The sequence below is a fragment of the Hymenobacter montanus genome, from assembly GCF_014699115.1.
Taxonomy (GTDB): Bacteria; Bacteroidota; Bacteroidia; order Cytophagales; family Hymenobacteraceae; genus Hymenobacter; species Hymenobacter montanus.
Genome location: NZ_JACXAD010000018.1, coordinates 57,695 through 78,523, shown reverse-complemented (window position 1 = coordinate 78,523; position 20,829 = coordinate 57,695). Strand labels below are relative to the sequence as shown.

Genomic DNA, 20,829 nt, shown 5'->3' with positions numbered 1-20,829 from the left:
TTTTATGGCTTTTACCTTTAAATCTTACGCCCCGGCTGCTAAATACAAGACTGCCGCCGCGTATTTCTCGATGGAGTTTGCCGTCGACCAAGCATTGAAAACATACTCCGGCGGCCTGGGCTTCCTGGCCGGTTCGCACATGCGCTCGGCCTATGAGCTCAAGCAGAATCTGGTAGGCATCAGCATTCTGTGGAGCTTTGGCTACTACGACCAGGACCGTAACGAAGACCAGAGCATGCGGGCCGAGTTCCGCCAAAAGCACTACTCGTTCCTGGAAGACACCGGCCTCGTGTTTCCCATTACCATTCACGGCGCCGACGTGCACGTCAAGGCCCTGTACCTGGCACCGGAGGTATTCGGCACGGTGCCGATGTTCTTCCTGACCACCGACATCGCGGAGAATGACTACATCTCGCGGACCATTTCGCACCACCTCTACGACCCGGACGCGGCGGCGCGCGTGGCCCAGAGCATTCTGCTGGGCGTGGGTGGCGGCAAGCTGCTCGACCTGCTCGGGCGTAAAACCGACGTGTACCACCTCAACGAGGGCCACGGCCTGCCGCTGGCGTTTTATCTCTACGAAAAGTACGGCCGCAACCTGGCCGAGGTGCAAAAGCGCCTCGTCTTTACCACGCACACCCCCGAGCTGGCCGGCAACGAGGAGCGCCCGATGCAACTGCTCAACGACATGAGCTTCTTCGGGGCAGTGCCCGAGGAGGAAGTCCGCCGGGTAGCCCGCATCGAGAACGACGCCCTGAACTACACCCTCACGGCCCTGCGCTTCGCGCGTAAGGCCAACGCCGTGAGCAAGGTCCACGGCACCGTGGCCCTGGAGATGTGGGGCCACTACGAAGGCATCTGCCCCATCATCCCCATTACCAACAGCCAGAACGGCAACTACTGGCGCGACCCCCTACTCGCCACCGCCCACAAAAGCAAAGACGACACCGCCCTGCTGGCCCGCAAGCGCGAACTGAAAAAGCAGCTTTTCGACATCGTGGCGGACCAAACCGGCAACCTGTTCGACCCCGCCGTGCTGACTATCGTGTGGGCCCGGCGCTTCGCCGCCTACAAGCGCGCCGACCTGATCCTGCACCACTTCGACCGGTTCGTGCAGCTGGCCTCCGATGCCCGGCGTCCTATCCAGATGATTTGGTCCGGCAAGCCCTACCCGAAAGATCAGGGCGCCATCGATCTGTTCAATGAAATCATCAGGCGCACGGCTCCGCTGAAAAATTGTGCCGTGCTCACGGGCTACGAACTGGGCTTGTCGGCCGCGCTGAAGAAAGGCTCGGATGTGTGGCTGAACACGCCGCGCTTCCCCCGCGAGGCCAGCGGCACCAGCGGCATGACCGCCGCCATGAATGCCTGCGTGAACCTGAGCATTGCTGATGGCTGGATTCCCGAGTTCTGCCGCGACGGCGAAAACGGCTTCCTGATTCCCATTGCCGAGGTGAGCCTGCCCGAGAGCACCAAAGACGAGCAGGAAGCCGCGGCCCTGCTCGACGTGCTCGAAAATACCGTGGTGCCGATGTATTACGACCAGCCCAAGCAGTTTCTTAAGGTGGCCAAAACGGCCATGAAGGAAGTCGAGCCGGTATTTGAGTCGGGCCGGATGGCCCGGGAATACTACGAGCAGCTCTACAAGTAAGCATGAAGGAATGAGGTGATAACGAGGTGAAGTAACCGCTGCGGCGGAGCTTGCGTTGAGAGGCTGGGGAACGGGGCTTAGCCCGGCTCCCCAGCCTCTGACGCTTCATTACGCGGTACTTTATCATTTCAATTTCCTGACAATGTGCGGTCGCTACACCTTTATCGCCCCGGCCCCAACCGTTGAGCAGCGCTTCGACGCGGCCTTCACCGAGCCGGCTCCCACTACGTACAACGCCGCGCCCTCGCAGCGGCTGCCCATCGTTACCAACACCGCCCCCGGTCAGATTCAGCTGCTGAGCTGGGGCTTGGTGCCCAGCTGGAGCCGCGACCCCGCCAGTGGTCCCAAGCCCATCAACGCCCGCGCCGAGACGCTGGCCGAAAAGCCCTCGTTCCGGCAGCTGCTGGGCCGGCGGCGCTGCCTGGTGCTGGCCGACAGTTTCTTTGAGTGGCAGGCCACGCCAGCGGGCAAGGTGCCGCACCGTATTCTGCTGCGCAACGAGCAGCCCTTTGCCTTCGCCGGCCTCTGGGACGAGTGGCTCGACCGCAGCACCGGGGAGCTGCACCCCACGTTCACCATCATCACCACCGAGCCCAACGCGCTGATGGCCAACATCCACAACCGCATGCCGGTTATCCTGCCCAACCGCGCCGCCGAGCAGGCCTGGCTGGACGATAACCTAGGTCTGGCCGCCCACCAGCAGCTGCTACAGCCCTACGATGCCGCGGCCATGCAGGAATACGTCATTAGTAAGCGAGTAAACTCCCCCGCCAACAACGACCCCGAAGTGCTGGCCGCCGCATAGTGGGGCCCCTAATGCGAACCGCAGCATTACGGCAGTGCCGGGAGTCGGGGAAGGGACGCCTTTCGGTAGTCAATCAAGTAAAAGGACCCGTGAGCCCTAGTGGAGCAAGCTCTTTTTTCGGCGATGCTGAGGAGATGCCGGCTCGCCCCGCTGGAGCCTTAAAAATGAACGTAATTAGATTCGCCACCCCTGAGTGACCCCACCAGGGCTTGCGGCGGCGCAGCTAGCGTCATTTCCTATTCGGCTAATTCTGTGTTTTAAACTACGCCTTTCTTACTTTGCCCGTATGAACTTGCGCAACCCCTGGCTTCTGCTGCTGCTTATGCTTGTCCTGACCGTGCTGGTCCAGTTGGTGTTGCCCTGGTGGAGCATGGCGGTGGTGGCATTCGTCTTAGGCTTCGCCTTGGCCGCTACTGGCCAGACCGCTTTCTGGGTTGGTTTTGTGGGTGTTGCGCTAAGCTGGGTGGGCCCGGCCGCCTGGCTGTCGTATCAAAATAACAACCTGCTGGCCCAGCGCGTGGCACAGCTGCTGCCCTTGGGCGGCTCTGCGGTGGCGCTGATTATTGCCACGGGGGTGGTGGCGGGCTTAGTGGGAGGATTAGCCGCGTTGGCCGGAGTGTGGCTGCGGCAAGCCCTGAGCCCCGCCCGGCAGCCGGAATAAGGGAAAACCGCCGACTCGGAGGTTTTCCCTTATTCGTTTAGCAACACCCAGCTTAGTAAATGACGCGGACTTGGGCTTTGTCATAGAGCTTGAGCCAGTCCCGACGCAGAATGGCGTACAACAATTCGTCCTCGAATTCGCCGTGCTCGTTGACTCCTGACTCGCGCATGACGCCCTCGAACTGCAGGCCCGGGGTCTTGGCCAGCGAACGCTGCGAGGCAACGTTCGACACACGGTGCCCGGTCGCGACGCGGTTCAGGCCCAGCAGCTCAAAGGCTAGGTAAAACAGGTGTGGCTTGCTGCGTGGGGTCACCCCGCGCCCACGCATGTGCGCGAACACGTCGGCTCCGGTGGAGCCAGTATATTCCTCCCAGCTGTCGACTGTGAGTAAGGTCATGCCGGCCAACTGCTCGCCGAGGAAGGAGTAGAACCCGAAGTTGGTGCGCCGCCCCTGCTCGTAGCGCGGGAGGTAGTTGCGGAAGAGCTCGTCGAGCATCGCCGAAGAGTCGGGCTGGCCTTGGAACAGGGCAAACACCTGCGCGAGGTTGTCCTCATTGATCAGGTGCAGCGTGAGGGAGTCGGCATACAGGGCCTTAAATGGTTCCACGAGGCGTAAGCAGGCGGGTGAAAGCGCAAGTACGACAAAGTCTGGATGCAAGTAAAGGTGTTATTAAACAAATAGGGAAAACCGCCGACTCGGAAGTTTCCCCAGTTGTTTAATAACACCCGAATGACGGCGAAGTAGCCGCCCCGCCGTGGCAGGGCGCATGGATCGGCAACCGGGCCTCAGCTTCCCTGCTTCGCCGTGTACCAGGTCAGCACTTCCAAGCCAGCGGCATCATCTTCCGCTTCTACTACTTCGTCGAGCACCTGTTGGATTTCGGCTTCGTTCCAGCCCTGAGTTTCGGCGGCGCGAACCCACAGGTCGAGGGCGGCATAGCGGCCGGTACCAGGTGGCAGGGTCCAGCGCACTTTTTTGCGGATATTCATCAGAAAGAAGAATTTATGAATTGGCGGCCGAGGCCGCGGAACACGGCTCAAGGAGCGCTGGCCCGGATAACGGTCAGTTGCACGGGTACGGCGCCGGCGCCGATAATGTCAAGCTGAGTAGCGGCCCGGCGGGAGACATCCACGATGTAGCCCTTGGTGTGGGGGCCCCGGTCGGTTACGGTTACTTCTACCGAACGGCCATTGCGCGTATTGGTTACCCGGATGAGCGTGCCAAAAGGCAGGGTGTTGTGAGCCGCCGTCATTTGGCCGGGCCGGTAGATAGCGCCGCTGGCCGTGGGCCGGCCCGCGAACTTATCGGCGTAGTAAGAACCCAGCCCCTTTTGGGTGTAGGCGCGGGGGGAGTCCCTCGAGTTCCTCCTCACCTCGCGGGGGGTATGGCAGGAGGCTAACAGCACCGAAGCCAGCAGGAGGGAAAATAGGGGGTTGAATAAAATATTGACGTTGCCAATAATCTTCATCTAAACTTCAAAAACTGCCGCTACCTTTCGCCAGATTTTTCACACAACTAACCCTTTAACAGCTTTCCCATGAAAAATTTCCTGAAACTTGCTTCGGTCGTAGCGCTATCTGGCACCTTCCTCGCTGCTCATGCGCAACAGGGCGACGGCAAGATGACGAAAAAAGAGGAGAAGAGCACCGAAAGCAAAACCGTATCGAAAGATAAAATGCATGATGACAAGATGGGCAGCGGAAAAATGTCGCCAAAAGCCAAGTCGACGAAAACCGTAAAATCGACCACGAAGGAGAAAATGTAAGCTCCTCGTTTGGCATAGCCACTCTTTAGCTGCCCGGCCGGGCTTCCCTTTATGGAAGCCCAGCCGGGCAGCTTTTTTGCGCCTATCGGCGGCCGGAGCTGGCGGGCGGGGTCGGGGCGGGTATGCGCAGGGCCTGCAGGTCCTCGAAATTGCCCTGAAATACGTTGAAATCTACCACACCGCGGATGCCGGGTACGTAGGCTTCGTCGGAGTGCTGCCAGATAATCCACTTGTTGGCGGGCATGGTGGGGCGGGCTACCTCGTAATGAGCCAGCCACAGCGGGTAGCGGTCGAAATGCCCGGCCAGGTGCCGCTGGTAGAAGCTGTGGTTGGAGTAGAGAATAGGCCGCACGCCGTAGTGCGCTTCGATGAGGCGCAGCCAGCGGGCTACTTCGCGCCGCAGCACGGCTACGTCGTGGAAGTTAGCTGCCTCGACGTCGAGCACGGGCGGCAAGTCGCCGGGTGCCAAGGGCACCGTGCGGGCGAATAGGTTGGCCTGCACTCGGCCGTCGCGGTTGGGTTGGAAATAGTGGTAGGCACCGCAGAGCACGCCGGCGGCGCGGGCCTCGCGCCAGTTGCGGGCAAAGCGCGCATCGCGCAAGGTGGCTCCCTCACTAGCTTTGATAAAAGCAAAGCGCACCCGGTTGCGGGCCACTTCGGGCCAGTCGATGCGCCCCTGGTAGGCCGATACGTCGATGCCATGCACCGAGTAGCCCGCCAGCAACGGGGTTCTTTCGCGGCCCGTGAGCCCGCCCCTGGTCAGGGTCGCCCAAGTGCGCCGGGCGTAGCGGTTCACCTGAACCCGGTGGCGCACGTAGTACGTAGAGCCGGCCACGAGCCCCAGCAACAGGGCCGCCAACAGCCCCCACCGCCAGGAGCGGCGCGGAACCGACGGCGGGCCAGGGCGTTGGGGACGGGTGGTGGAAAGTGACGGCATAGGGTAGGGTTGGCCAAAAATAACGCCTGGCCGGGGCCCATCGTGTGCCGGTCCGGAGATTTCACCAACTTCACGTTTTCAATGACCTTCTGCTTATGTCTTTCCTCCGTGCGGCCGACGCCCGCGATGAATCCGGCCACCTCATTCGTGAGCTGCACGGTGTGACGCTCGCGGCCATTCTCGAATACCTGGTGGCCACCTACGGCTGGCCCGAGCTCGATGCCCGGCTGCGAATGAACTGCTTCGCCGAAAATCCTAGCATCAAATCCTGCCTCAGCTTCCTGCGCCGTACACCCTGGGCCCGGACTAAGGTAGAGGAGCTGTACATCAAGGCCCGCTCGGCAGAAGTGCAGGGGCGCTCTCGCCCTTAAGTCCAATGGGCGAGGTATCCGAAAAGTCCTCCGCTGGGGCCCTGCTCGTCGGCTTAGCGCTGTTTATTACCTTCGAAGCCGGAGCCTTTTACGGCCTGCAGTACCTCACCTCGGGCCTTGGGGAGGCCAATCAGTACCAAGCCGAGAACACTATTGTCAGCAACTGGGTGAAGACGATGGTGTTCCTCGTGGCGCATCTGGGCTTGGTTATCGCGGCCATGCTGGTACTCAGTAACCGGCTGCCGCGCCGCTACCGCGGCCAGGTAATGGGGTGGGTCTACCTGGCGCTGGTAATGAGCTTCGTGCTGCTTATTCCCTTATTTTGGTAAGCAACTCATTAGCAAGCAGCTAGCCCACACGGTTCGTCGTGCGGAACTATCCGCTCAGCCCGGCATGACGATAGCGAAGTCTATAAAAACAAAACCACCGCTGCGGGCGGTGGCTCAAGAATGAAATCCGAAGAACGTAATGAGCGGCCGGTCGGCCCCGGCGTTATGAGTGGACTGCAGTGCCGGTCGGTCCCGGCGTTATGAAAATAGTTGCTGGCGGCCGGTCAGGTCCGACGGCTGCACCAAAAACAAGCAACCTAGAATCAATTGGTTAATTGTGGCGAATGTTGATTTCGCGCTGCTGGTCGGTAGCATTCAGGAAGGGAATGCGGACCTGTAGCTCGTGGCCCTCGTGCACGGCGTCGATGCGAGCCAGGTCGAGGTTATTGGGCAGGTCGAGGGTTTGCATGAAGAGCGGCGCGGCCAGTTGGTCGGTGGGCTCGTGGCGGTACTCGCCGAACACTGTCAGGCGCTGCTGGTTGAGCACTACCCGGAAGCTTTCGGCCGGCACGGTAGGCATGGCCACGCGCAAAATCACGCCTTGAGGGCGCTGGTCAATTCGCACCTGGGGCTGAGCCACGCCACCGCCAATGGTATTGAGCAGGTCGAGCTGCGGGGCAATGGTACGGATGAATTGGGGGCTGATGAATTTCATGGCAAGGAGCCGGTTTTAGGAGCGGCTTCGCAGGGACTATGACAAATGATGTACCAATCTCAATTGAGAGCTACGGAGCCTGGATATCAGTTGAATTGGCGGATTTTTTGGCAGAATTTTAGTGATTCCGGTCACTGTGGCGGAAAGTCGTTCTCGCCGCCCAAAACAACCGACGAAATGGCGTAGAGCGCTGCCTGTACCGCGTCAGGGTGATGTTCCGCCAGAACAACTTCCGCCCGAACGATGCCCACCTCACCAATGAGGCTGCGACACACCCGAACACCCAGCTAACCGATGCGGCGGAGGCGAAATCTTTCTCTTCCCCTAACCTTAGAACCGACTGGTTAACCCAAAGTGGATTTTTGAAGACCGCAGCTCGAAAGCCTGCTGGGTGGTGCGGCCTAGCGAGTACACGAATTGAAACAGCCCCGCCGCCGTGCGAAAGCTGAGGCCCGCGCCCAGGCCCGTGGGCTGGTCGACCTGGCCGTCCTGGCCCGTGCCCAGGTCACGGCGCGTATACGCTTGGTCGGCGAAGAGAAACACGTAAGAGTCGGCACTGATAAACTGCCGGAACTCGGCCGTAGCCACGGCGTAGGAGCTGCTGTAAAACTGATTTTCGCTGAATCCCCGCAAGGAATTCAGCCCCCCGAGCCGGAACAAGTCGTTCGTGAACAGGCGCGGGCTAAGTAGGCCCTCGCCGCGCAAGCGTAGCAGTAGCACCCCGGCCCGCTTCACGGGGAAGTAGCGCTCGGCCCGCAGCCCAAACGAATATTGAGTTGAGCGCAGGAGCACCCCATCGTACAGTTCCGGTTTCACCGCCGGGTTTTTGCTGATGGTTTTCGTGCCCACCCCCCCTTGGCCGCTTATCAGGTAGCCGCGGTGCGGAAAGAACAAGTCGTCGAGGCTGTTCCAGGCGTAGCCCAGGCCGTAAGAGTTATATTGCGAGTCGATGTTTTCGGGCAGCTGGGTTCGCCTTTTGAGCAGGGTATCGAGCAGAAACGAGCCGCGCTGCTCCGCGAAGAAGCTGATGCGGCCGGCCCGGCTCGTGGGGTAAGTCACCTGCAGGCGGGGGCGCAACGTGAGAAAGGCGTCGGTCTGCTTGTACAGGTTGAAGGTGGCGGCCACTTCCAGCGGGGTACCGAAGAAGTTGGGGTGCACATACTGGGCGTCAAGCAGCTGCGAGAGGGCGTCGTTTTTGCGCCATTGCACCCCCAGCTGCTTGCCCCCGCCCTTGATGTTGCGGATGTTGATGGTGACGTCGCCGGTAAACTGCACGCCGCGCTGGTTGGCATCGGCGTTGGGCAGGATGCCCACGATGGCATCAAATTGGTTGGACGGCCGCTCGTCGAGCAGCAGGTACACCCGGGCCCGGCCCCGGGCAAAGCGAACTTCGGGCTCGGCCCGCAGCTTCACGTAGGGCAGCTGCCGCAGCAGCTGGGCGGCCGCGGCCACGCGCTGCTGGCTGAACGGCTGGTTGGGGAAAATCTGGAGGTATTTGATCAGGAAGCGCTTCTTGGTTTTGCTGGTGCCCACCACTTGGAGGGAGTCGAACACCACCGCCCGCCCCCGTTTTAGCACCACGCGGCCCGCGATGTCATGGTCACGGAGCTGAATGGAGTCCAGGCCCACCGTGGCGAATGGGAAGCCTTGGTTTTCGGCTTCTACCAGGATGCGTTCCTGGAGCCGGGCCCAGTCTTCGGGCAAGAAAGGGCGGTGGCGAAAGAGCTTCTCGCGGTAGCCGGCCCGCGTGAGTAAACCATCGCCCAGGTTGGCGTTGCGCAGGTAAGCCCAGCGAAATGGCTGGCCCACGTACAGCTGCACGCGCATAGTATCGCGGGTCCAGCGCATGGCATCGGCCGAGGCGGTGAGGTAGGCATCGCCCTGGAGCGCAAGCACCAGCTCCCGCACGGCGCGTAGCGCACTGAGCGAGTCGGGCACGATGGCTTTGAGCTTGTAGCGACGCAGCAGGGGCCGGTCAGCCGCTTCGGCATCGAGCAGCAGCACGCGAGGGTGAGATAGCCGTCTGCGCGGCGCAACGGGCGCAGGGGCAGCCGGGGGCACGGGCGGCGTAGCCAGAGTGGGCTGGTTGGGAGCATTAGGGTCCAGCGTGGGGGTTTGGGCCCACGCCGCGGGCCAGCCAAGGACGAGCCCAAGCACTCCTAACCAGTACCGTAGAAAGCGGGTATACATTCGGAGCGATAACGCGAAAGCCGGCATTTAATTTCCCGAAGATAAATCGGGCGCCAGCCCGCGGCTCTGCTGCCGCGCCCCGGCCTGATACTGCCTAACTCAGCTAAATTTAAAGGCTGGGCCGGCTGGCGACTCCGACAGCAAAGGTCTGTTGGTAGAGTTTTGCGCTCAGCCTGTCCTCGTGTGCGGGTACTAACCCCGAGGTCGCGGGGGCTTACGTGGCGGGATTCCAGCAGGGTGAGTTGTCGCGATCTCGTTAGGGAAAGAACCAGCAACGACCAGAGAGTTGCTGTACGACCTGCGGGCGCAATATCAGCTCAGTCAGGGTAATCATGCCGCTCCGCTGAGCGAGTGTTTATGCGGTTACTGGAAAATCAGTGAGACGAGGCTGTAATGAATGGGTGGGTCCGACGAATTAATAGCCGTCTTCACCCCTCATTCTTAATATTCTCATGAATCTTTCTCGGAAAATTGTCTTCGGGGCAGCATTGCTGTTAACCTCGCTTACCGTCCAGGCCCAAAAGAAAATTACTAAATCAGTTCCTAAGGCCCCGGCTGCTACCACCGATGCGTCAGCCAACTCCCTACTCTGGGAAGTATCGGGCAAGAGGCTGGGTACGCCTTCGTACGTGTTTGGAACCTTCCACATGATGTGCCCCACTGATATGAACATGGCGGAATCGGTGAAGCAAGCCGTGAGCAAAAGCAAGCAGGTGGTACTAGAGCTGGATATGGACGACCCCAGCATGGCCCAGCAAGCCCAAACGGGCATGATGATGCAGGGTGGCCAGAGCCTGCGGCAGCTTCTCTCGCCCGCCGAGTATACCCGCGTAGGAGCCTACCTGGAGGCCCAGGCCCACGTACCCATCGATCAGGTAAGCACCATGAAGCCGTTTCTGCTAGGTGCCCTGCTGATACCTGCCGCACTAGGCTGCCCGCCCGCCAGCTACGAGATGGCTTTCGTAGAAATGGCGAAATCCCAGAAAAAGGAAGTCCTGGGCCTCGAAACCATGCAGGATCAATTAGGCATCTTCGACAAGATTCCGTACGCGGAGCAAAGCAAGATGCTGACCGCTACGGTCGATAGAGAGGCGGAGACCAAGCAGGAAGTGCAGCAAATGGTAGCCCTTTACAAAGCGCAGCAAGTAGAAGCACTCCACGAAATGACCACTAAAAGTGTGTTTGGGCTTCCGAAGTACAGCGAATTGCTAATCGATGCCCGTAACCAGCGCTGGATAGCCGGCATAGAAAAGATGGCCGCGGCCCAGCCCACCTTTTTCGCGGTAGGCGCCGGCCACCTGGGCGGTCCTAAAGGCGTACTCGCCCTCCTGCGGGAGCAAGGCTATCAGGTCCGCCCCATCACCCAGTAGCCCGAAGCGCCAGCCTCTACGGCGGAACAGAGCAGGTGCTACGGGTAACTACTTAACACCCTAAAGGCGGCCGCTCTACTACATGAGTGAGAGTGAACATTCGTTTCGTTAAGATGTACTCCCGATAACCCATGTACTTAACGTAGAGCACCAGCAGACCCGATAAAGAAAGGTGTGGGCATCGACGCAACCGAACATCAGCGACTTTCCCTAAACCGTCCTCCCAAGAAACAAAAAGGCCTCTGGCGCAATGCTAGAGGCCTTTTTTGTGGCAACAGTTGGAATCGAACCAACGACACCAGCATTTTCAGTGCTGTGCTCTACCAACTGAGCTATGTTGCCGTTTCCCGCCGCAGCAGTATGCTTTGGGGACCGCAAAGGTACGAAACCAAAACCATGGCGCAAGATGTAGAGTAAAAAAAGTATCGGGTGGCGAGCTTCCTCCGGCAAAGTATTCGGCATGCCGAGTATATTGCACCCCAAACGTTCCCGCTTCCTTACCTTTACCCGCATGTTGGAGCACCTCATTTTTTTCTTGCTGCTGGTAGCAGCTTTTGGCCTTTTCGCGTGGCAGGTCCGGAAGATTCGGGCTAACATCCTCGTCGGGCGCGACCGGGACATGAGCGGCCACGCTGCTGAACGGTTCAAAAAGACCCTGCTGGTGGCTTTCGGCCAGCAGAAAATGTTTAAGCGGCTCACGCCGGCCTTCCTGCATCTGGTTGTGTACGTAGGCTTTTTGGTGATTAACGTAGAGGTTCTGGAGATTGTCATCGACGGTCTTTTTGGTACTCACCGCTTCCTGAGCCTGCTTGGGCCCGTGTATAACGCCCTGATGGCTACCAATGAGATCCTGGGCGCGTTGGTGATTATTGCCGTTGCTGCTTTCTGGTGGCGCCGCAACCGCCGTCAGCCCGTCCGCCGCCTCAGCGGTGTCGAGCTGCGCGCCTGGCCCAAGCTCGACGCCAACATCATTCTCTACATCGAGGTGATTCTGATGGCGGCCCTGTTCACGATGAATACCGCCGACCTGAAGCTGCACCAGCTACGGGGCCAGGACCTGCCCGGCGTCTTCCCCATCAGCAGCCTGCTCACTGGGATTTTCCCGGCCAACGAAAGCCTGCTGCACGTGCTGGAGCGCGTGGGCTGGTGGTCGCACATCGTGGGTATCTTCCTATTTCTGAATTATCTGCCCAGCTCCAAGCACTTCCATATCATCATCTCGTTTCCCAACGTGTGGTACTCGCGCCTGATTCCGCAGGGGCAGTTCAGCAACGTGGAAAGTATCACGCACGAGGTGAAGGCCATGATGGACCCCAGCTACGTGGTGCCGCCCCCCCCTACCGCGCCCGATGGCTCGGCCGTGGCACCTACCACCTTCGGCGCCAAGGACGTGGAGGATCTGCCCTGGACTAACCTGATGAACGCTTACTCCTGCACCGAGTGCGGGCGCTGCACCTCGGTGTGCCCGGCCAACCTCACTGGTAAGCTGCTCTCACCGCGCAAAATCATTATGGACACGCGCGACCGGCTGGAGGAGAAGTATAATTCGCCCCTCATCTTCCGGCCTAACGTGTACGGCCCCGAGGCCAAGCACGAGCCCGTTACGGACCTGGCCAATGCCACTCTGCTGCGCGGGAAAGTGACGCCCGAAGAGCTCTGGGCCTGCACCACCTGCAATGCCTGCGTCGAGAGCTGCCCGGTAAACATCAACCCCTTGGAGAGCATTATCGAGATGCGGCGCTTCCTGGTGCTGGAAGAGTCGGCCGCCCCCAACTCGCTCAACGTCATGTTCTCTAACATCGAAAACAACGGGGCCCCGTGGGCTTTCTCGCCTTCCGACCGCTTCAACTGGGCCGACGATTTGTTCGCGGCGGAGAAGTCCGCGGCCAGCAGCGCTGCGCCCGAGGTTTCGCCCCGTTAAGAATCAAGTTTGGCGAGGCCGGAACCGACTTCGCCGGATCTCCCTTCCCTCTCCGCCTCCGCGCGACTTTGCGCCACCTAGACCACCAGCATGACCCCTGAAGCAACCAAGCGCCAAATTACCGTTCCTGTTATGGCCGACCTGGCGGCCCGCAATGAGTCGCCCGAAATCTTGTTCTGGGTGGGCTGCGCCGGCGCCTTCGACGACCGCTACAAACGCGTGACCCGCGCCTTCGTGCGCATTCTCGACCACGTGGGCATCAATTACGCCGTACTTGGCCTGGAAGAATCCTGCACCGGCGACCCAGCCAAGCGCGCCGGCAACGAGTTTCTCTTCCAGATGCAGGCTATGCAGAACATCACGACGATGAATGGCTACGGCATCAAGAAAATCGTGACCGCCTGCCCGCACTGCTTTAATACCATCAAAAATGAATACCCCGCGCTGGGGGGCGAGTACGAGGTTATTCATCACAGCACTTTCCTGCAGCAGCTTATCAACGAAGGCAAGGTGGGAGTTAGTGGCGGCGAAAGCTTTAAAGGCCGCCGCATCACCTTCCACGATTCCTGCTACCTAGGCCGCGCCAACAACATCTACGAGGCCCCGCGCGACGTGCTCGCCGCCCTCGACGCCGACCTAGTAGAAATGAAGCGCAGCCGGGCCAATGGTCTCTGCTGCGGCGCCGGAGGGGCCCAGATGTGGAAGGAAGCCGAGCCGGGCCGCAAGGAAATCAACATCGAGCGCACCGAAGAAGCCCTCGCCACGCTGAGCGGCGCGGCCGAAGCCCTGGCTAACCTGGGCGGGGTGGAAACCGAAACCAACTCCCCCGGCCCGCACGATTTACAGGGCAGCATCATTGCCGTGAGCTGCCCCTTCTGCATGACCATGATGAGCGACGGCGTGAAGAACAAGGAACAGGAAAGCCGCGTGCAGGTGTTTGACCTCGCCGAGCTGGTGGCTTCCGCGGAAGGCATCAACGCCTAAGCGGCCGTTTGCCTTCACTGCTTCGACGGTTGCTGCGTTAGAATGGAGAACCTAGAGCTCAGAACCTAGAACGTAGAACATTGCCTTTTTTAGGCCTAAGCCGGCTCTTTATTTCAGTTTAAGTTCTAAAAGCGAAAGCGATTGGCTGTTTAGAATACAGGTTAGCACGAGTTTGGAGACGACACTTTCACCCCACTTGTGATTCTTGCTTGGATTGGAGGACCTTTACGGCTGCTTTTACGCTCCCCAACTTACCCTACCTAACGGGCTTTGCTCTTCACACCATTCCCAGAATCCGTGAGATCCGCTAAAATCCGTGCTAATCCGTGGTCCTATGTACGTCGCTTTTGATCAGTTGCCGCCCGAGTCGCGGGTCTGGATTTACCAAGCCAGTCGCCAGCTCACGGGGCCCGAAATAGTGGCCGTGCTGCCGAGCCTGGCGCGCTTTGCCGAAGAATGGACCAGCCACGGCCGAAGCCTGCAGGCTTCGGCCCAGTTCCTGCACCAGCAATTCCTGGTTATCGGCCTCGACGAAAGCGTGGCCGGGGCCAGTGGTTGCTCCATTGATGCTTCGGTGCGGTTCGTCGCGCAGTTGGAACAGCAGTTGGGCATCGAGTTGCTGGAGAAATCCAACCTCGCGTTTCTGCAAGCCGGGCAGGTGCAGCTACTAAAGCGCGGTGAGTTAAAGGAGGCCGTGACGGCAGGCACGATCGGACCCGAAACTTTTTATTTTGACAACACCTTACAAACTAAGGCTGAGTTGGATACCAGTTGGCCGCGCCCAGCCGGCGAAACCTGGCTGGCGCGGTACTTTGGGGAAGCCCAAAAAACCCGGCGGCTAGCGTGAATCCTACTCAAACCTAGTATTATTGCTCTCCCAAAAAGCGCTACCCCGGGAATGATCTTTCATTTTTCGCCTTCTTCCTTCCTTTCTCCCTCAGTTTCACTCCACCGATGAGTAAATTATTATCCACCTGTACTGCCGTTGGCGCAGTTGCGTTGCTTGGCAGCTGTGCTTCGACGGGCAACGTGAGCAAAGGCGACAAACAATTCACCCGTGGGCAGTACGAGCTGGCCATTCCTCTCTACCAGGCCGACGTGGCCAAGGGCAAAAATGCTCCCCTGGCTAACTACCGAATTGGCGAAGCCTACCGTCTTTCCAACCGGGTCGAGCAAAGCGAGCCATTCTACAAGGCCGCGCTCGATGGCAACGTAAAAAACGCCGACGCCGGCTACCACTACGCCGAAGCACTCCGGGCCAATGGAAAGTACGACGAAGCCGCGGCGCAGTTTACCAAGTACGCCAGTAGCGGTGGCAACAGCACCCTGGTCGCCCGCGCTCAAATCGAGGCCAAAAACACTCTGGCTAGCAAGGCAATAGCGGCCATCAAGAACCGGTACGAGGTTGCGCCCGTCGACGCGCTGAATTCGGCCGCGTCGGATTTTGGGGGGGCCCTGCTGGCCAGCACCGGGGACCTGGTGTTCACCTCGGGCCGGGAGGGCAAGAAGTACCTCGGCAACGGCGAGAACTTCAACGACCTCTACGCCATCAAGTTTGATAACCCGACCACCATGAGCGGCGGCACCGCCCGCAAGCTGGAAGGACCGTTTAACTCCATCAACAAGCACGAAGCCAGCGCCACCTACACGCCCGATGGGAAGACGATGGTGTTCGCCCGTTCTAACGATGGCAGCCGCAAAGGCTACCTGAGCGTCGACCTCTGGATTTCCTATTACAAAGACGGCGTATGGAGTGAGCCCGTGCTGGCCAACATCAACGACCGCACGGCCGACGACTTCTCGCCGGCTTTCGCTCCCGACGGCACCACCCTCTACTTCGCGTCGAGCCGCAAGGGCGGGCAGGGCGGCAACGACTTGTACAAGGCTACGCTGGGCCTCAACGGCCGGTTCTCGCCGGCCGAAAACCTGGGCGAAGCCATCAACACCGCGGGCAACGAGAACTTCCCCGGCGTGGCGCCCGATGGCACACTGTACTTTGCTTCTGACGGACACCCCGGCCTGGGTAAACTCGACATTTTTAAGGTGCGGGGGGGTAAAGCCGAAAACCTGGGCGCCGACGTCAACAGCATTGCCGACGACTTCGCCCCCGTTCCGACTGGTCCCGACATGGGCCTGTTCAGCTCGAACCGGGCCGGTGGCAAAGGCTCCGACGACGAGTACATGTTCAAGAAAAAGCCCCTCAAGCTCGTGGCTTTCTACGCCGACGGCACCGTGCTGGAGCACGACGACAAGGCCCAAACCACGGTCCCCCTGGCCGGGGCTCGGGTGTCCATCACGGGCCCGAACGGCCAAGTCCTGAACGCTACCAGTGGCCCCGATGGCAAATTCAGCCTGAAGCTGGATTCGGTAGCGAACTACTCGTTCGTTGCCGAGAGCCCCGGCGACTTTGCTGCCCGGGCGAGCTTGAGCACCGTGGGCCGCATGCCCAGCCAGGATGAGCTCCCGAATCCGATGAACGAAATCCGGCTGCCGGTAACCTTGACGCTGAACAAAATTATTCTTGCCAAGGCCATCGAGGTTAAAGACATTCTCTACGACTACGACAAGTTTAACATTCGGCCGGATGCCGCCATCCGCCTCGACACGCTGGTGCAAACGCTGGTCGACAACCCAAAGATTTACATTGAGCTGAGTTCGCACACCGACCAGCGCGGCAAAGACGCCTACAACCAGAAGCTGTCGCAACAGCGGGCCCAAGCCGCCGTCGACTACATCGTGAGCAAAGGCATCGATAAGGCTCGCATCACGGCTAAGGGCTACGGCGAAAGCCGCCCCATTGTCGCCGACCCCAAATCAGAAGCTGATTACCAGCGTAATCGCCGCACCGAGTTTAAGGTGACACGCGTGGCCCAGTAACAGGCCCTTCCTTCCAGTAAAAGCCCCCGCAACACAACTTGCGGGGGCTTTTTTGGTGGGATACTCCAACGGCCCGGCAGGATCAGGAGGGCCTGCTGCGAGCTGGTTCGGAACCTGGCATACCTTTTGAAAATAGTCCAATCATCAACTGACTGGATGGTTGATATTATTATCTCACTGTCATGAAAAAGGCTCTACTTCTGGCTCTGGTGGGTTTGTTCACCGCCGTGGCTCCCGCCCTCGCTTATCCGCCTCCGGCAGCCCTCAACTTCGCTTCGGAGCGCGGCGTGCCGTTTAGCCTCGCCCTCGATGGGCGGCCCCTAACCCGGGGCGTGGCCCGGCAGGTGCACGTGAACCGGTTGGCCCCCGGTGCCCACTGGGCCGACTTCACGGTTCCGACACCTTACGGCAGGGCGGTACGCTTTCGGAGCCGCGTCTGGCTGGAGCCGGGGCTCGAAACCTCCTTCGTGCTGGTTACCCGCCCGGGCCGCCCGCTCTACTTACGGCAAGTCGGCGCAGTGGCCCTCTACGGCCAGGGGCGCGGCTACGGAAATGGCTCCGGCCGCTACAACAACCGCCCCGTCCCTTACAACCAAGGAGGCTACGGCGACCACCGCTCGCCCTACGACAGCAACCCTTCTAACAACGACTATAACGACTACAACAGCCGCCCCAACGACCCGGATAGCTATGACGAGGCCCTCGGTGATAGAGGCTCCTACTCGGATTCAGCCCTCGACGACCGCATCATGGAGCCCCAAGACGTAGACGCCCTGGTGCAAGCCGTCCAACAGCGGCCATTCGAAGCCAGCAAGCTGAGCATGGCCAAAGAGGCCCTGAGCCAAAGCAGCATTCAGGCTGATGACTTGAAACGCCTGCTGCGTAGCCTGAACTTTGAGGCCTCGCGGGTGGAGCTGGCTAAATTTGCTTATCCCCACGTAGTTGACCAGCAGAATTTTTACCGGGTCTACGAGGCATTTAGCTCGGCTTCCAGTCAGCAGGAAGTGCAGCAGGCCATCGGCGCACCTGCGCAGAAGTGATTCCGCTGCATAGACGCCACCCACAAACAAGGGCCGCTGTAGTACTACAGCGGCCCTTGTTTGTGGGTGGCGTCCGGGAACCGACTACACAGCCTTAGTGGCCAGGCAACTACCGCAGGCGGTCGGCGCTCCGTACCAGCTGCTCATCGCGGCGGATGAAGCGGTTAGCCAGCAAGTTGAGGAGCAGTGCCAAGGTGGGCAGGTAGAAGCCGGCCTGGGCTTTACCTTCCAGCTTCATGTTGAGCAGTTGCTCGCCTTTGCTGGAAAAGTAAAATGCGGCTCCTAGCGTGGCGGTGATGAGCAGCAGGTTTACCGAGCCCAGCAGCAATTGCTTCATGCGGCTGCGGAACTGAAAAATTTCGTAAACCGCCACGGCCGCCGACGTCAACGCCAGGGCGCCAATAATCCAAACGGGGCCGGTAGTGCCCGGAAGCTGCAACCCTTTGGCCTGGAAGCCAAAGGCGGTGAGGGTAAGCTCTTGGTTGGTGAGCGCGTCGATTTTATACCACAGGGGCAAAATTAACGCACTGAGCATCGCCAGCGCCAGCAACAGTAAAAACACGCTTTGGATTCTTTGTATCATCTTTGTTGTTAATAAAAAAGCCCCGCACTTGTGCCGGGGCCACAAATTTAGTTCATCCGGCGCTTGCGTCGCTATTGATATCCCCAATGCCAACTGCTTATATCGTGGACGCGGTGCGTACCCCGATTGGAAAATTTGCCGGCGCTCTGAGCAGCGTCCGGCCCGATGATTTGGCCGCCCACGTCCTCCGGGAGCTCCTGCGCCGCAATCCCTCCCTCGATAAAGGTGCCGTGGAGGACGTCATCATAGGTGCTGCTAACCAGGCCGGCGAAGACAACCGCAACGTGGCCCGCATGGCCGCGCTGCTGGCAGGGCTGCCCACCACAGTGCCCGGCAACACCGTTAACCGCCTTTGCGCCTCGGGCCTGCAAAGCATTATGGACGCGGCCCGGGCCATTAAGTGCGGCGAAGGCGATGTGTACCTGGCCGGCGGGGCCGAAAGTATGACTCGCGCCCCCTTCGTGATGGCCAAGTCGGAGTCGGCCTTCGGCCGGGAGCTAACCGCGCACGATACCACGCTGGGCTGGCGCTTCGTGAACCCCCGCTTGAGCAAGCTGCACTACCCCTTTGCCATGGGCCAAACGGCCGAGAACGTGGCCCGGCAGTACGGCGTTAGCCGCGAAGAGCAGGACGCCTTTGCCTTTGAAAGCCAGCGTAAATACGCCCGGGCGCTGGAGAAAGGACGGTTTCGCAAGGAGATTGTCCCCGTGTTCATTCCCCAGCCCAAAGGCGACACGGCCTTGTTCGACGCCGACGAGCAGCCCCGTTTTTCTTCTCTCGAAAAGCTAGCCACCCTCAAGCCCGCCTTCCAACCCGAGGGCGGCACCGTGACGGCCGGTAACTCGGCGGGCATCAACGACGGCGCCGCGGCCGTGCTCCTGGTAAATGAGGAGGCGCTGGCCCGCTACCAACTGAAGCCACTAGCGCGGGTAGTGGCCTCGGCGGTAGCTGGCGTCGACCCTTCGGTGATGGGCCTCGGGCCTATTCCAGCCACTCGCAAGGTGCTCGAACGCGCCGGGCTGAGCATAGCCGACATCGACCTGATTGAGCTAAATGAGGCCTTCGCGGCGCAGAGCATTGCCTGCATCCGCGAGTTGCAGCTCGACCCCGCCAAGGTGAACGTGAACGGGGGCTCCATTGCGATGGGCCATCCGCTGGGGAGCTCGGGGGCGCGCATCACGGCCACTCTGCTGCACGAGATGCAGCGCCGCGAGGGTGCCCGTTACGGTTTGGCCACCATGTGCGTCGGCGTCGGCCAGGGCGCGGCCGTGATTTACGAAAAGCTATAGCCTCAACCCCGTTGGCCCATGCCGGTGCTGCCGCTGCCCGATGTAGACGCCTTGCTTCGACCCTTTGCGCCGGCCGATGCGGCCGCGCTGGCGCACCATGCCAACGACCGTGGCATCTGGCAGAACCTGCGCGACCGGTTTCCGCACCCCTATTCCCTGGCTGATGCCGAAGGCTACATCGCGTTCGTGAACAGTGAGGCGGGCCGACAAGACCTGCACTTATGCGTGGAGGCCGGCGGCGAAGCCATCGGCAGCATCAGCCTGCTGTTTAAGCAGGACGTCAGCCGCCGCTCGGCCGAAATCGGCTATTGGCTGGGGCGGGCGCACTGGGGCCGGGGAATTGCCTCGGCCGCGGTGCGCGTCCTGGCTGCCTACGGCTTCACTCAGCACGACTTGGCCCGGATTTACGCCCTGGTATTTGACCATAACGCTGTTTCGGGACGCGTACTCAAGAAAGCCGGGTTTGCCTTTGAAGCGCGCCTGCGGCAAGCCATTACCAAAGATGGCCAGACCATTGATGGGCTGCTTTACGCGCTGGTGCGTTGACTTTTCCTCTTTCGATGCGCTACTTCCTCCACTGCGCCTACGACGGCACGCGCTACCACGGCTGGCAGGTGCAGCCCAATACCCTCACCGTGCAGGCGGAGCTGGACCGCTGCCTGTCGCAGGTGCTGCGCCAGCCCATTCACTCGCTGGGCAGCGGGCGCACCGACACGGGTGTGCACGCCAGCCACCAGGTAGCCCATTTCGATGCCGAGCTACCGGCGGGGATGACGCTGAACGTGCTACTCTACCGCCTGCGCCGGGCGCTCCCCCCCGATGTGGCCGCCCTGCGCATCCATCCCGTAGCCGACAGCGTGCACGCCCGTTTCTCAGCTGAAGAGCGAACGTACGATTACGTGGTAGCAACCCAGCCCGACCCGTTTCGGCGCGACCACGCCCTGTACCTCGACCGGCCGCTCGACGTGGAGCAGATGAATGAGGCCGCCAGCTACCTGATTGGGCAGTTCGACTTCACCTCTTTCTCCAAGGTGAAGGGCGGCGAAAACCATTACGTGTGCTACTGCTACGAAGCGGGCTGGCATCAGGCCGGGCCGGGCGGGGTGGTGTTCCGCATCCGGGCCAACCGCTTCGTGCGGGGCATGGTCCGGCTGGTGGTTGGCACGCTGCTCGACGTGGGCTGGGGCAAGCTGTCGCCCCGGGCCTTTCAGGAGTTGCTCTGGGCGCAGCGGCGCGTTGATGCGAGCGGAGCGGCCCCGGCGCGGGGCCTGTTCTTGAGCAAGGTGGAATACGGCCCCGGCATAGTGCCGGAGTAAGCGGGCGGCCTAACCCGGGCCTCGTGGCTAAGTAGGTCGGAAGCCGGGGATTTATTAGAGCAGTTTTCGCATAGGAATTAAAAA

The 20,829-nt window shown here is 60.5% G+C and carries 22 protein-coding genes and 1 tRNA gene; 15 read left to right on the top strand and 8 right to left on the bottom strand.

All coding sequences use genetic code 11. The annotated features are described in order from the left end of the window. The first annotated feature begins 4 nt into the window (after nt 1–4). The 3 genes from glgP (at nt 5) to IC235_RS15590 (ending at nt 3,117) form a co-directional block, all read left to right on the top strand. On the top strand, nt 5–1,651 hold the full coding sequence (gene glgP / locus IC235_RS15600) for an alpha-glucan family phosphorylase (protein WP_191006122.1): 1,647 nt from the start codon (nt 5–7) through the stop codon (nt 1,649–1,651). Between the two features lie 142 nt (nt 1,652–1,793). Then, nucleotides 1,794–2,456 (top strand): SOS response-associated peptidase, encoded by a 663-nt coding sequence (locus IC235_RS15595; protein WP_191006121.1) that lies wholly within the window; start codon nt 1,794–1,796, stop codon nt 2,454–2,456. A gap of 286 nt (nt 2,457–2,742) precedes the next feature. Continuing rightward, nucleotides 2,743–3,117: a hypothetical protein gene (locus IC235_RS15590; RefSeq protein WP_191006120.1), complete on the top strand. Its 375-nt coding sequence runs from the start codon at nt 2,743–2,745 to the stop codon at nt 3,115–3,117. 52 nt (nt 3,118–3,169) lie between these two features. On the opposite strand, the gene IC235_RS15585 is transcribed toward IC235_RS15590, so the two are convergent. The 3 genes from IC235_RS15585 to IC235_RS15575 form a co-directional block, all read right to left on the bottom strand. Further along, nucleotides 3,170–3,724 (bottom strand): GNAT family N-acetyltransferase, encoded by a 555-nt coding sequence (locus tag IC235_RS15585; RefSeq protein ID WP_191006119.1) that lies wholly within the window; start codon nt 3,722–3,724, stop codon nt 3,170–3,172. 179 nt (nt 3,725–3,903) lie between these two features. Then, entirely contained in the window at nt 3,904–4,107 is a 204-nt protein-coding gene (locus IC235_RS15580) for a hypothetical protein (RefSeq protein WP_191006118.1), read from the bottom strand. A gap of 47 nt (nt 4,108–4,154) precedes the next feature. Next, on the bottom strand, nt 4,155–4,586 hold the full coding sequence (locus tag IC235_RS15575) for a septal ring lytic transglycosylase RlpA family protein (RefSeq protein ID WP_191006117.1): 432 nt from the start codon (nt 4,584–4,586) through the stop codon (nt 4,155–4,157). A gap of 69 nt (nt 4,587–4,655) precedes the next feature. Here IC235_RS15575 and IC235_RS15570 point away from each other — a divergent pair, with 69 nt between their 5' ends. Continuing rightward, entirely contained in the window at nt 4,656–4,883 is a 228-nt protein-coding gene (locus IC235_RS15570; RefSeq protein ID WP_191006116.1) for a hypothetical protein, read from the top strand. An 82-nt stretch (nt 4,884–4,965) separates the two neighbouring features. Here the strand turns inward: IC235_RS15570 and IC235_RS15565 are convergent, their stop codons facing one another. Continuing rightward, the gene (locus IC235_RS15565) at nt 4,966–5,820 is read right to left on the bottom strand and encodes a glycoside hydrolase family 25 protein (RefSeq protein WP_191006115.1); all 855 of its coding nucleotides are present in this window, start codon (nt 5,818–5,820) and stop codon (nt 4,966–4,968) included. A gap of 95 nt (nt 5,821–5,915) precedes the next feature. Here IC235_RS15565 and IC235_RS15560 point away from each other — a divergent pair, with 95 nt between their 5' ends. Beyond that, nucleotides 5,916–6,191, top strand: a complete 276-nt coding sequence (locus IC235_RS15560; RefSeq protein ID WP_191006114.1) for a VF530 family protein — start codon at nt 5,916–5,918, stop codon at nt 6,189–6,191. 5 nt (nt 6,192–6,196) lie between these two features. Further along, nucleotides 6,197–6,520, top strand: coding sequence for a hypothetical protein (locus tag IC235_RS15555; RefSeq protein WP_191006113.1), 324 nt, complete (start codon nt 6,197–6,199; stop codon nt 6,518–6,520). Between the two features lie 271 nt (nt 6,521–6,791). Here the strand turns inward: IC235_RS15555 and IC235_RS15550 are convergent, their stop codons facing one another. Together IC235_RS15550 and IC235_RS15545 are read right to left on the bottom strand one after the other, a co-directional pair. Continuing rightward, nucleotides 6,792–7,175, bottom strand: a complete 384-nt coding sequence (locus IC235_RS15550; protein WP_191006112.1) for an Hsp20/alpha crystallin family protein — start codon at nt 7,173–7,175, stop codon at nt 6,792–6,794. 330 nt (nt 7,176–7,505) lie between these two features. Continuing rightward, nucleotides 7,506–9,365, bottom strand: coding sequence for a BamA/TamA family outer membrane protein (locus IC235_RS15545; protein ID WP_191006111.1), 1,860 nt, complete (start codon nt 9,363–9,365; stop codon nt 7,506–7,508). A 452-nt stretch (nt 9,366–9,817) separates the two neighbouring features. Here IC235_RS15545 and IC235_RS15540 point away from each other — a divergent pair, with 452 nt between their 5' ends. After that, nucleotides 9,818–10,735: a TraB/GumN family protein gene (locus IC235_RS15540; RefSeq protein WP_191006110.1), complete on the top strand. Its 918-nt coding sequence runs from the start codon at nt 9,818–9,820 to the stop codon at nt 10,733–10,735. 269 nt (nt 10,736–11,004) lie between these two features. Here IC235_RS15540 and IC235_RS15535 read toward each other — a convergent pair. Then, nucleotides 11,005–11,077: transfer RNA gene (locus IC235_RS15535), tRNA-Phe, on the bottom strand. Between the two features lie 169 nt (nt 11,078–11,246). On the opposite strand from IC235_RS15535, the gene IC235_RS15530 reads away from it, so the two are divergent. The 5 genes from IC235_RS15530 (at nt 11,247) to IC235_RS15510 (ending at nt 17,557) form a co-directional block, all read left to right on the top strand. After that, nucleotides 11,247–12,656, top strand: coding sequence for a (Fe-S)-binding protein (locus IC235_RS15530; protein ID WP_191006109.1), 1,410 nt, complete (start codon nt 11,247–11,249; stop codon nt 12,654–12,656). A 132-nt stretch (nt 12,657–12,788) separates the two neighbouring features. Continuing rightward, nucleotides 12,789–13,640, top strand: coding sequence for a (Fe-S)-binding protein (locus IC235_RS15525; protein WP_191006150.1), 852 nt, complete (start codon nt 12,789–12,791; stop codon nt 13,638–13,640). Nucleotides 13,641–13,974: 334 nt separating this feature from the next. Further along, nucleotides 13,975–14,487: a hypothetical protein gene (locus IC235_RS15520; RefSeq protein WP_191006108.1), complete on the top strand. Its 513-nt coding sequence runs from the start codon at nt 13,975–13,977 to the stop codon at nt 14,485–14,487. Between the two features lie 107 nt (nt 14,488–14,594). Further along, nucleotides 14,595–16,517, top strand: a complete 1,923-nt coding sequence (locus IC235_RS22675) for an OmpA family protein (protein ID WP_191006107.1) — start codon at nt 14,595–14,597, stop codon at nt 16,515–16,517. A 182-nt stretch (nt 16,518–16,699) separates the two neighbouring features. Next, complete coding sequence (locus tag IC235_RS15510) at nt 16,700–17,557, top strand: DUF4476 domain-containing protein (RefSeq protein ID WP_191006106.1); 858 nt, start codon at nt 16,700–16,702, stop codon at nt 17,555–17,557. Nucleotides 17,558–17,666: 109 nt separating this feature from the next. On the opposite strand, the gene IC235_RS15505 is transcribed toward IC235_RS15510, so the two are convergent. Beyond that, nucleotides 17,667–18,140 carry a DUF4293 domain-containing protein gene (locus IC235_RS15505; RefSeq protein ID WP_191006105.1) on the bottom strand — a complete coding sequence of 158 codons (474 nt, stop codon included), beginning with the start codon at nt 18,138–18,140 and terminating at the stop codon, nt 17,667–17,669. 86 nt (nt 18,141–18,226) lie between these two features. On the opposite strand from IC235_RS15505, the gene IC235_RS15500 reads away from it, so the two are divergent. Genes IC235_RS15500 through truA form a run of 3 tightly spaced genes read left to right on the top strand, consistent with a single transcriptional unit; the run spans nt 18,227 to nt 20,745 of the window. Then, nucleotides 18,227–19,429 carry a thiolase family protein gene (locus tag IC235_RS15500; RefSeq protein ID WP_191006104.1) on the top strand — a complete coding sequence of 401 codons (1,203 nt, stop codon included), beginning with the start codon at nt 18,227–18,229 and terminating at the stop codon, nt 19,427–19,429. An 18-nt stretch (nt 19,430–19,447) separates the two neighbouring features. Next, the gene (locus IC235_RS15495) at nt 19,448–19,975 is read left to right on the top strand and encodes a GNAT family N-acetyltransferase (RefSeq protein ID WP_191006103.1); all 528 of its coding nucleotides are present in this window, start codon (nt 19,448–19,450) and stop codon (nt 19,973–19,975) included. A gap of 14 nt (nt 19,976–19,989) precedes the next feature. Continuing rightward, entirely contained in the window at nt 19,990–20,745 is a 756-nt protein-coding gene (gene truA, locus IC235_RS15490) for a tRNA pseudouridine(38-40) synthase TruA (RefSeq protein WP_191006102.1), read from the top strand. Nucleotides 20,746–20,829 lie beyond the last annotated feature (84 nt).

What these genes read in the sequence shown, in the direction of transcription:
- IC235_RS15575 (WP_191006117.1), bottom strand. Translation starts at nt 4,586, where the DNA reads ATGAAGATTATTGGCAACGTCAATATTTTATTCAACCCCCTATTTTCC.
- IC235_RS15570 (WP_191006116.1), top strand. Translation starts at nt 4,656, where the DNA reads ATGAAAAATTTCCTGAAACTTGCTTCGGTCGTAGCGCTATCTGGCACC.
- IC235_RS15580 (WP_191006118.1), bottom strand. Translation starts at nt 4,107, where the DNA reads ATGAATATCCGCAAAAAAGTGCGCTGGACCCTGCCACCTGGTACCGGC.
- IC235_RS15530 (WP_191006109.1), top strand. Translation starts at nt 11,247, where the DNA reads ATGTTGGAGCACCTCATTTTTTTCTTGCTGCTGGTAGCAGCTTTTGGC.
- IC235_RS22675 (WP_191006107.1), top strand. Translation starts at nt 14,595, where the DNA reads ATGAGTAAATTATTATCCACCTGTACTGCCGTTGGCGCAGTTGCGTTG.
- IC235_RS15520 (WP_191006108.1), top strand. Translation starts at nt 13,975, where the DNA reads ATGTACGTCGCTTTTGATCAGTTGCCGCCCGAGTCGCGGGTCTGGATT.
- IC235_RS15545 (WP_191006111.1), bottom strand. Translation starts at nt 9,365, where the DNA reads ATGTATACCCGCTTTCTACGGTACTGGTTAGGAGTGCTTGGGCTCGTC.
- glgP (WP_191006122.1), top strand. Translation starts at nt 5, where the DNA reads ATGGCTTTTACCTTTAAATCTTACGCCCCGGCTGCTAAATACAAGACT.
- IC235_RS15525 (WP_191006150.1), top strand. Translation starts at nt 12,789, where the DNA reads ATGGCCGACCTGGCGGCCCGCAATGAGTCGCCCGAAATCTTGTTCTGG.
- IC235_RS15560 (WP_191006114.1), top strand. Translation starts at nt 5,916, where the DNA reads ATGTCTTTCCTCCGTGCGGCCGACGCCCGCGATGAATCCGGCCACCTC.
- IC235_RS15595 (WP_191006121.1), top strand. Translation starts at nt 1,794, where the DNA reads ATGTGCGGTCGCTACACCTTTATCGCCCCGGCCCCAACCGTTGAGCAG.
- truA (WP_191006102.1), top strand. Translation starts at nt 19,990, where the DNA reads ATGCGCTACTTCCTCCACTGCGCCTACGACGGCACGCGCTACCACGGC.
- IC235_RS15550 (WP_191006112.1), bottom strand. Translation starts at nt 7,175, where the DNA reads ATGAAATTCATCAGCCCCCAATTCATCCGTACCATTGCCCCGCAGCTC.
- IC235_RS15590 (WP_191006120.1), top strand. Translation starts at nt 2,743, where the DNA reads ATGAACTTGCGCAACCCCTGGCTTCTGCTGCTGCTTATGCTTGTCCTG.
- IC235_RS15510 (WP_191006106.1), top strand. Translation starts at nt 16,700, where the DNA reads ATGAAAAAGGCTCTACTTCTGGCTCTGGTGGGTTTGTTCACCGCCGTG.
- IC235_RS15565 (WP_191006115.1), bottom strand. Translation starts at nt 5,820, where the DNA reads ATGCCGTCACTTTCCACCACCCGTCCCCAACGCCCTGGCCCGCCGTCG.
- IC235_RS15555 (WP_191006113.1), top strand. Translation starts at nt 6,197, where the DNA reads ATGGGCGAGGTATCCGAAAAGTCCTCCGCTGGGGCCCTGCTCGTCGGC.
- IC235_RS15540 (WP_191006110.1), top strand. Translation starts at nt 9,818, where the DNA reads ATGAATCTTTCTCGGAAAATTGTCTTCGGGGCAGCATTGCTGTTAACC.
- IC235_RS15505 (WP_191006105.1), bottom strand. Translation starts at nt 18,140, where the DNA reads ATGATACAAAGAATCCAAAGCGTGTTTTTACTGTTGCTGGCGCTGGCG.
- IC235_RS15495 (WP_191006103.1), top strand. Translation starts at nt 19,448, where the DNA reads ATGCCGGTGCTGCCGCTGCCCGATGTAGACGCCTTGCTTCGACCCTTT.
- IC235_RS15500 (WP_191006104.1), top strand. Translation starts at nt 18,227, where the DNA reads ATGCCAACTGCTTATATCGTGGACGCGGTGCGTACCCCGATTGGAAAA.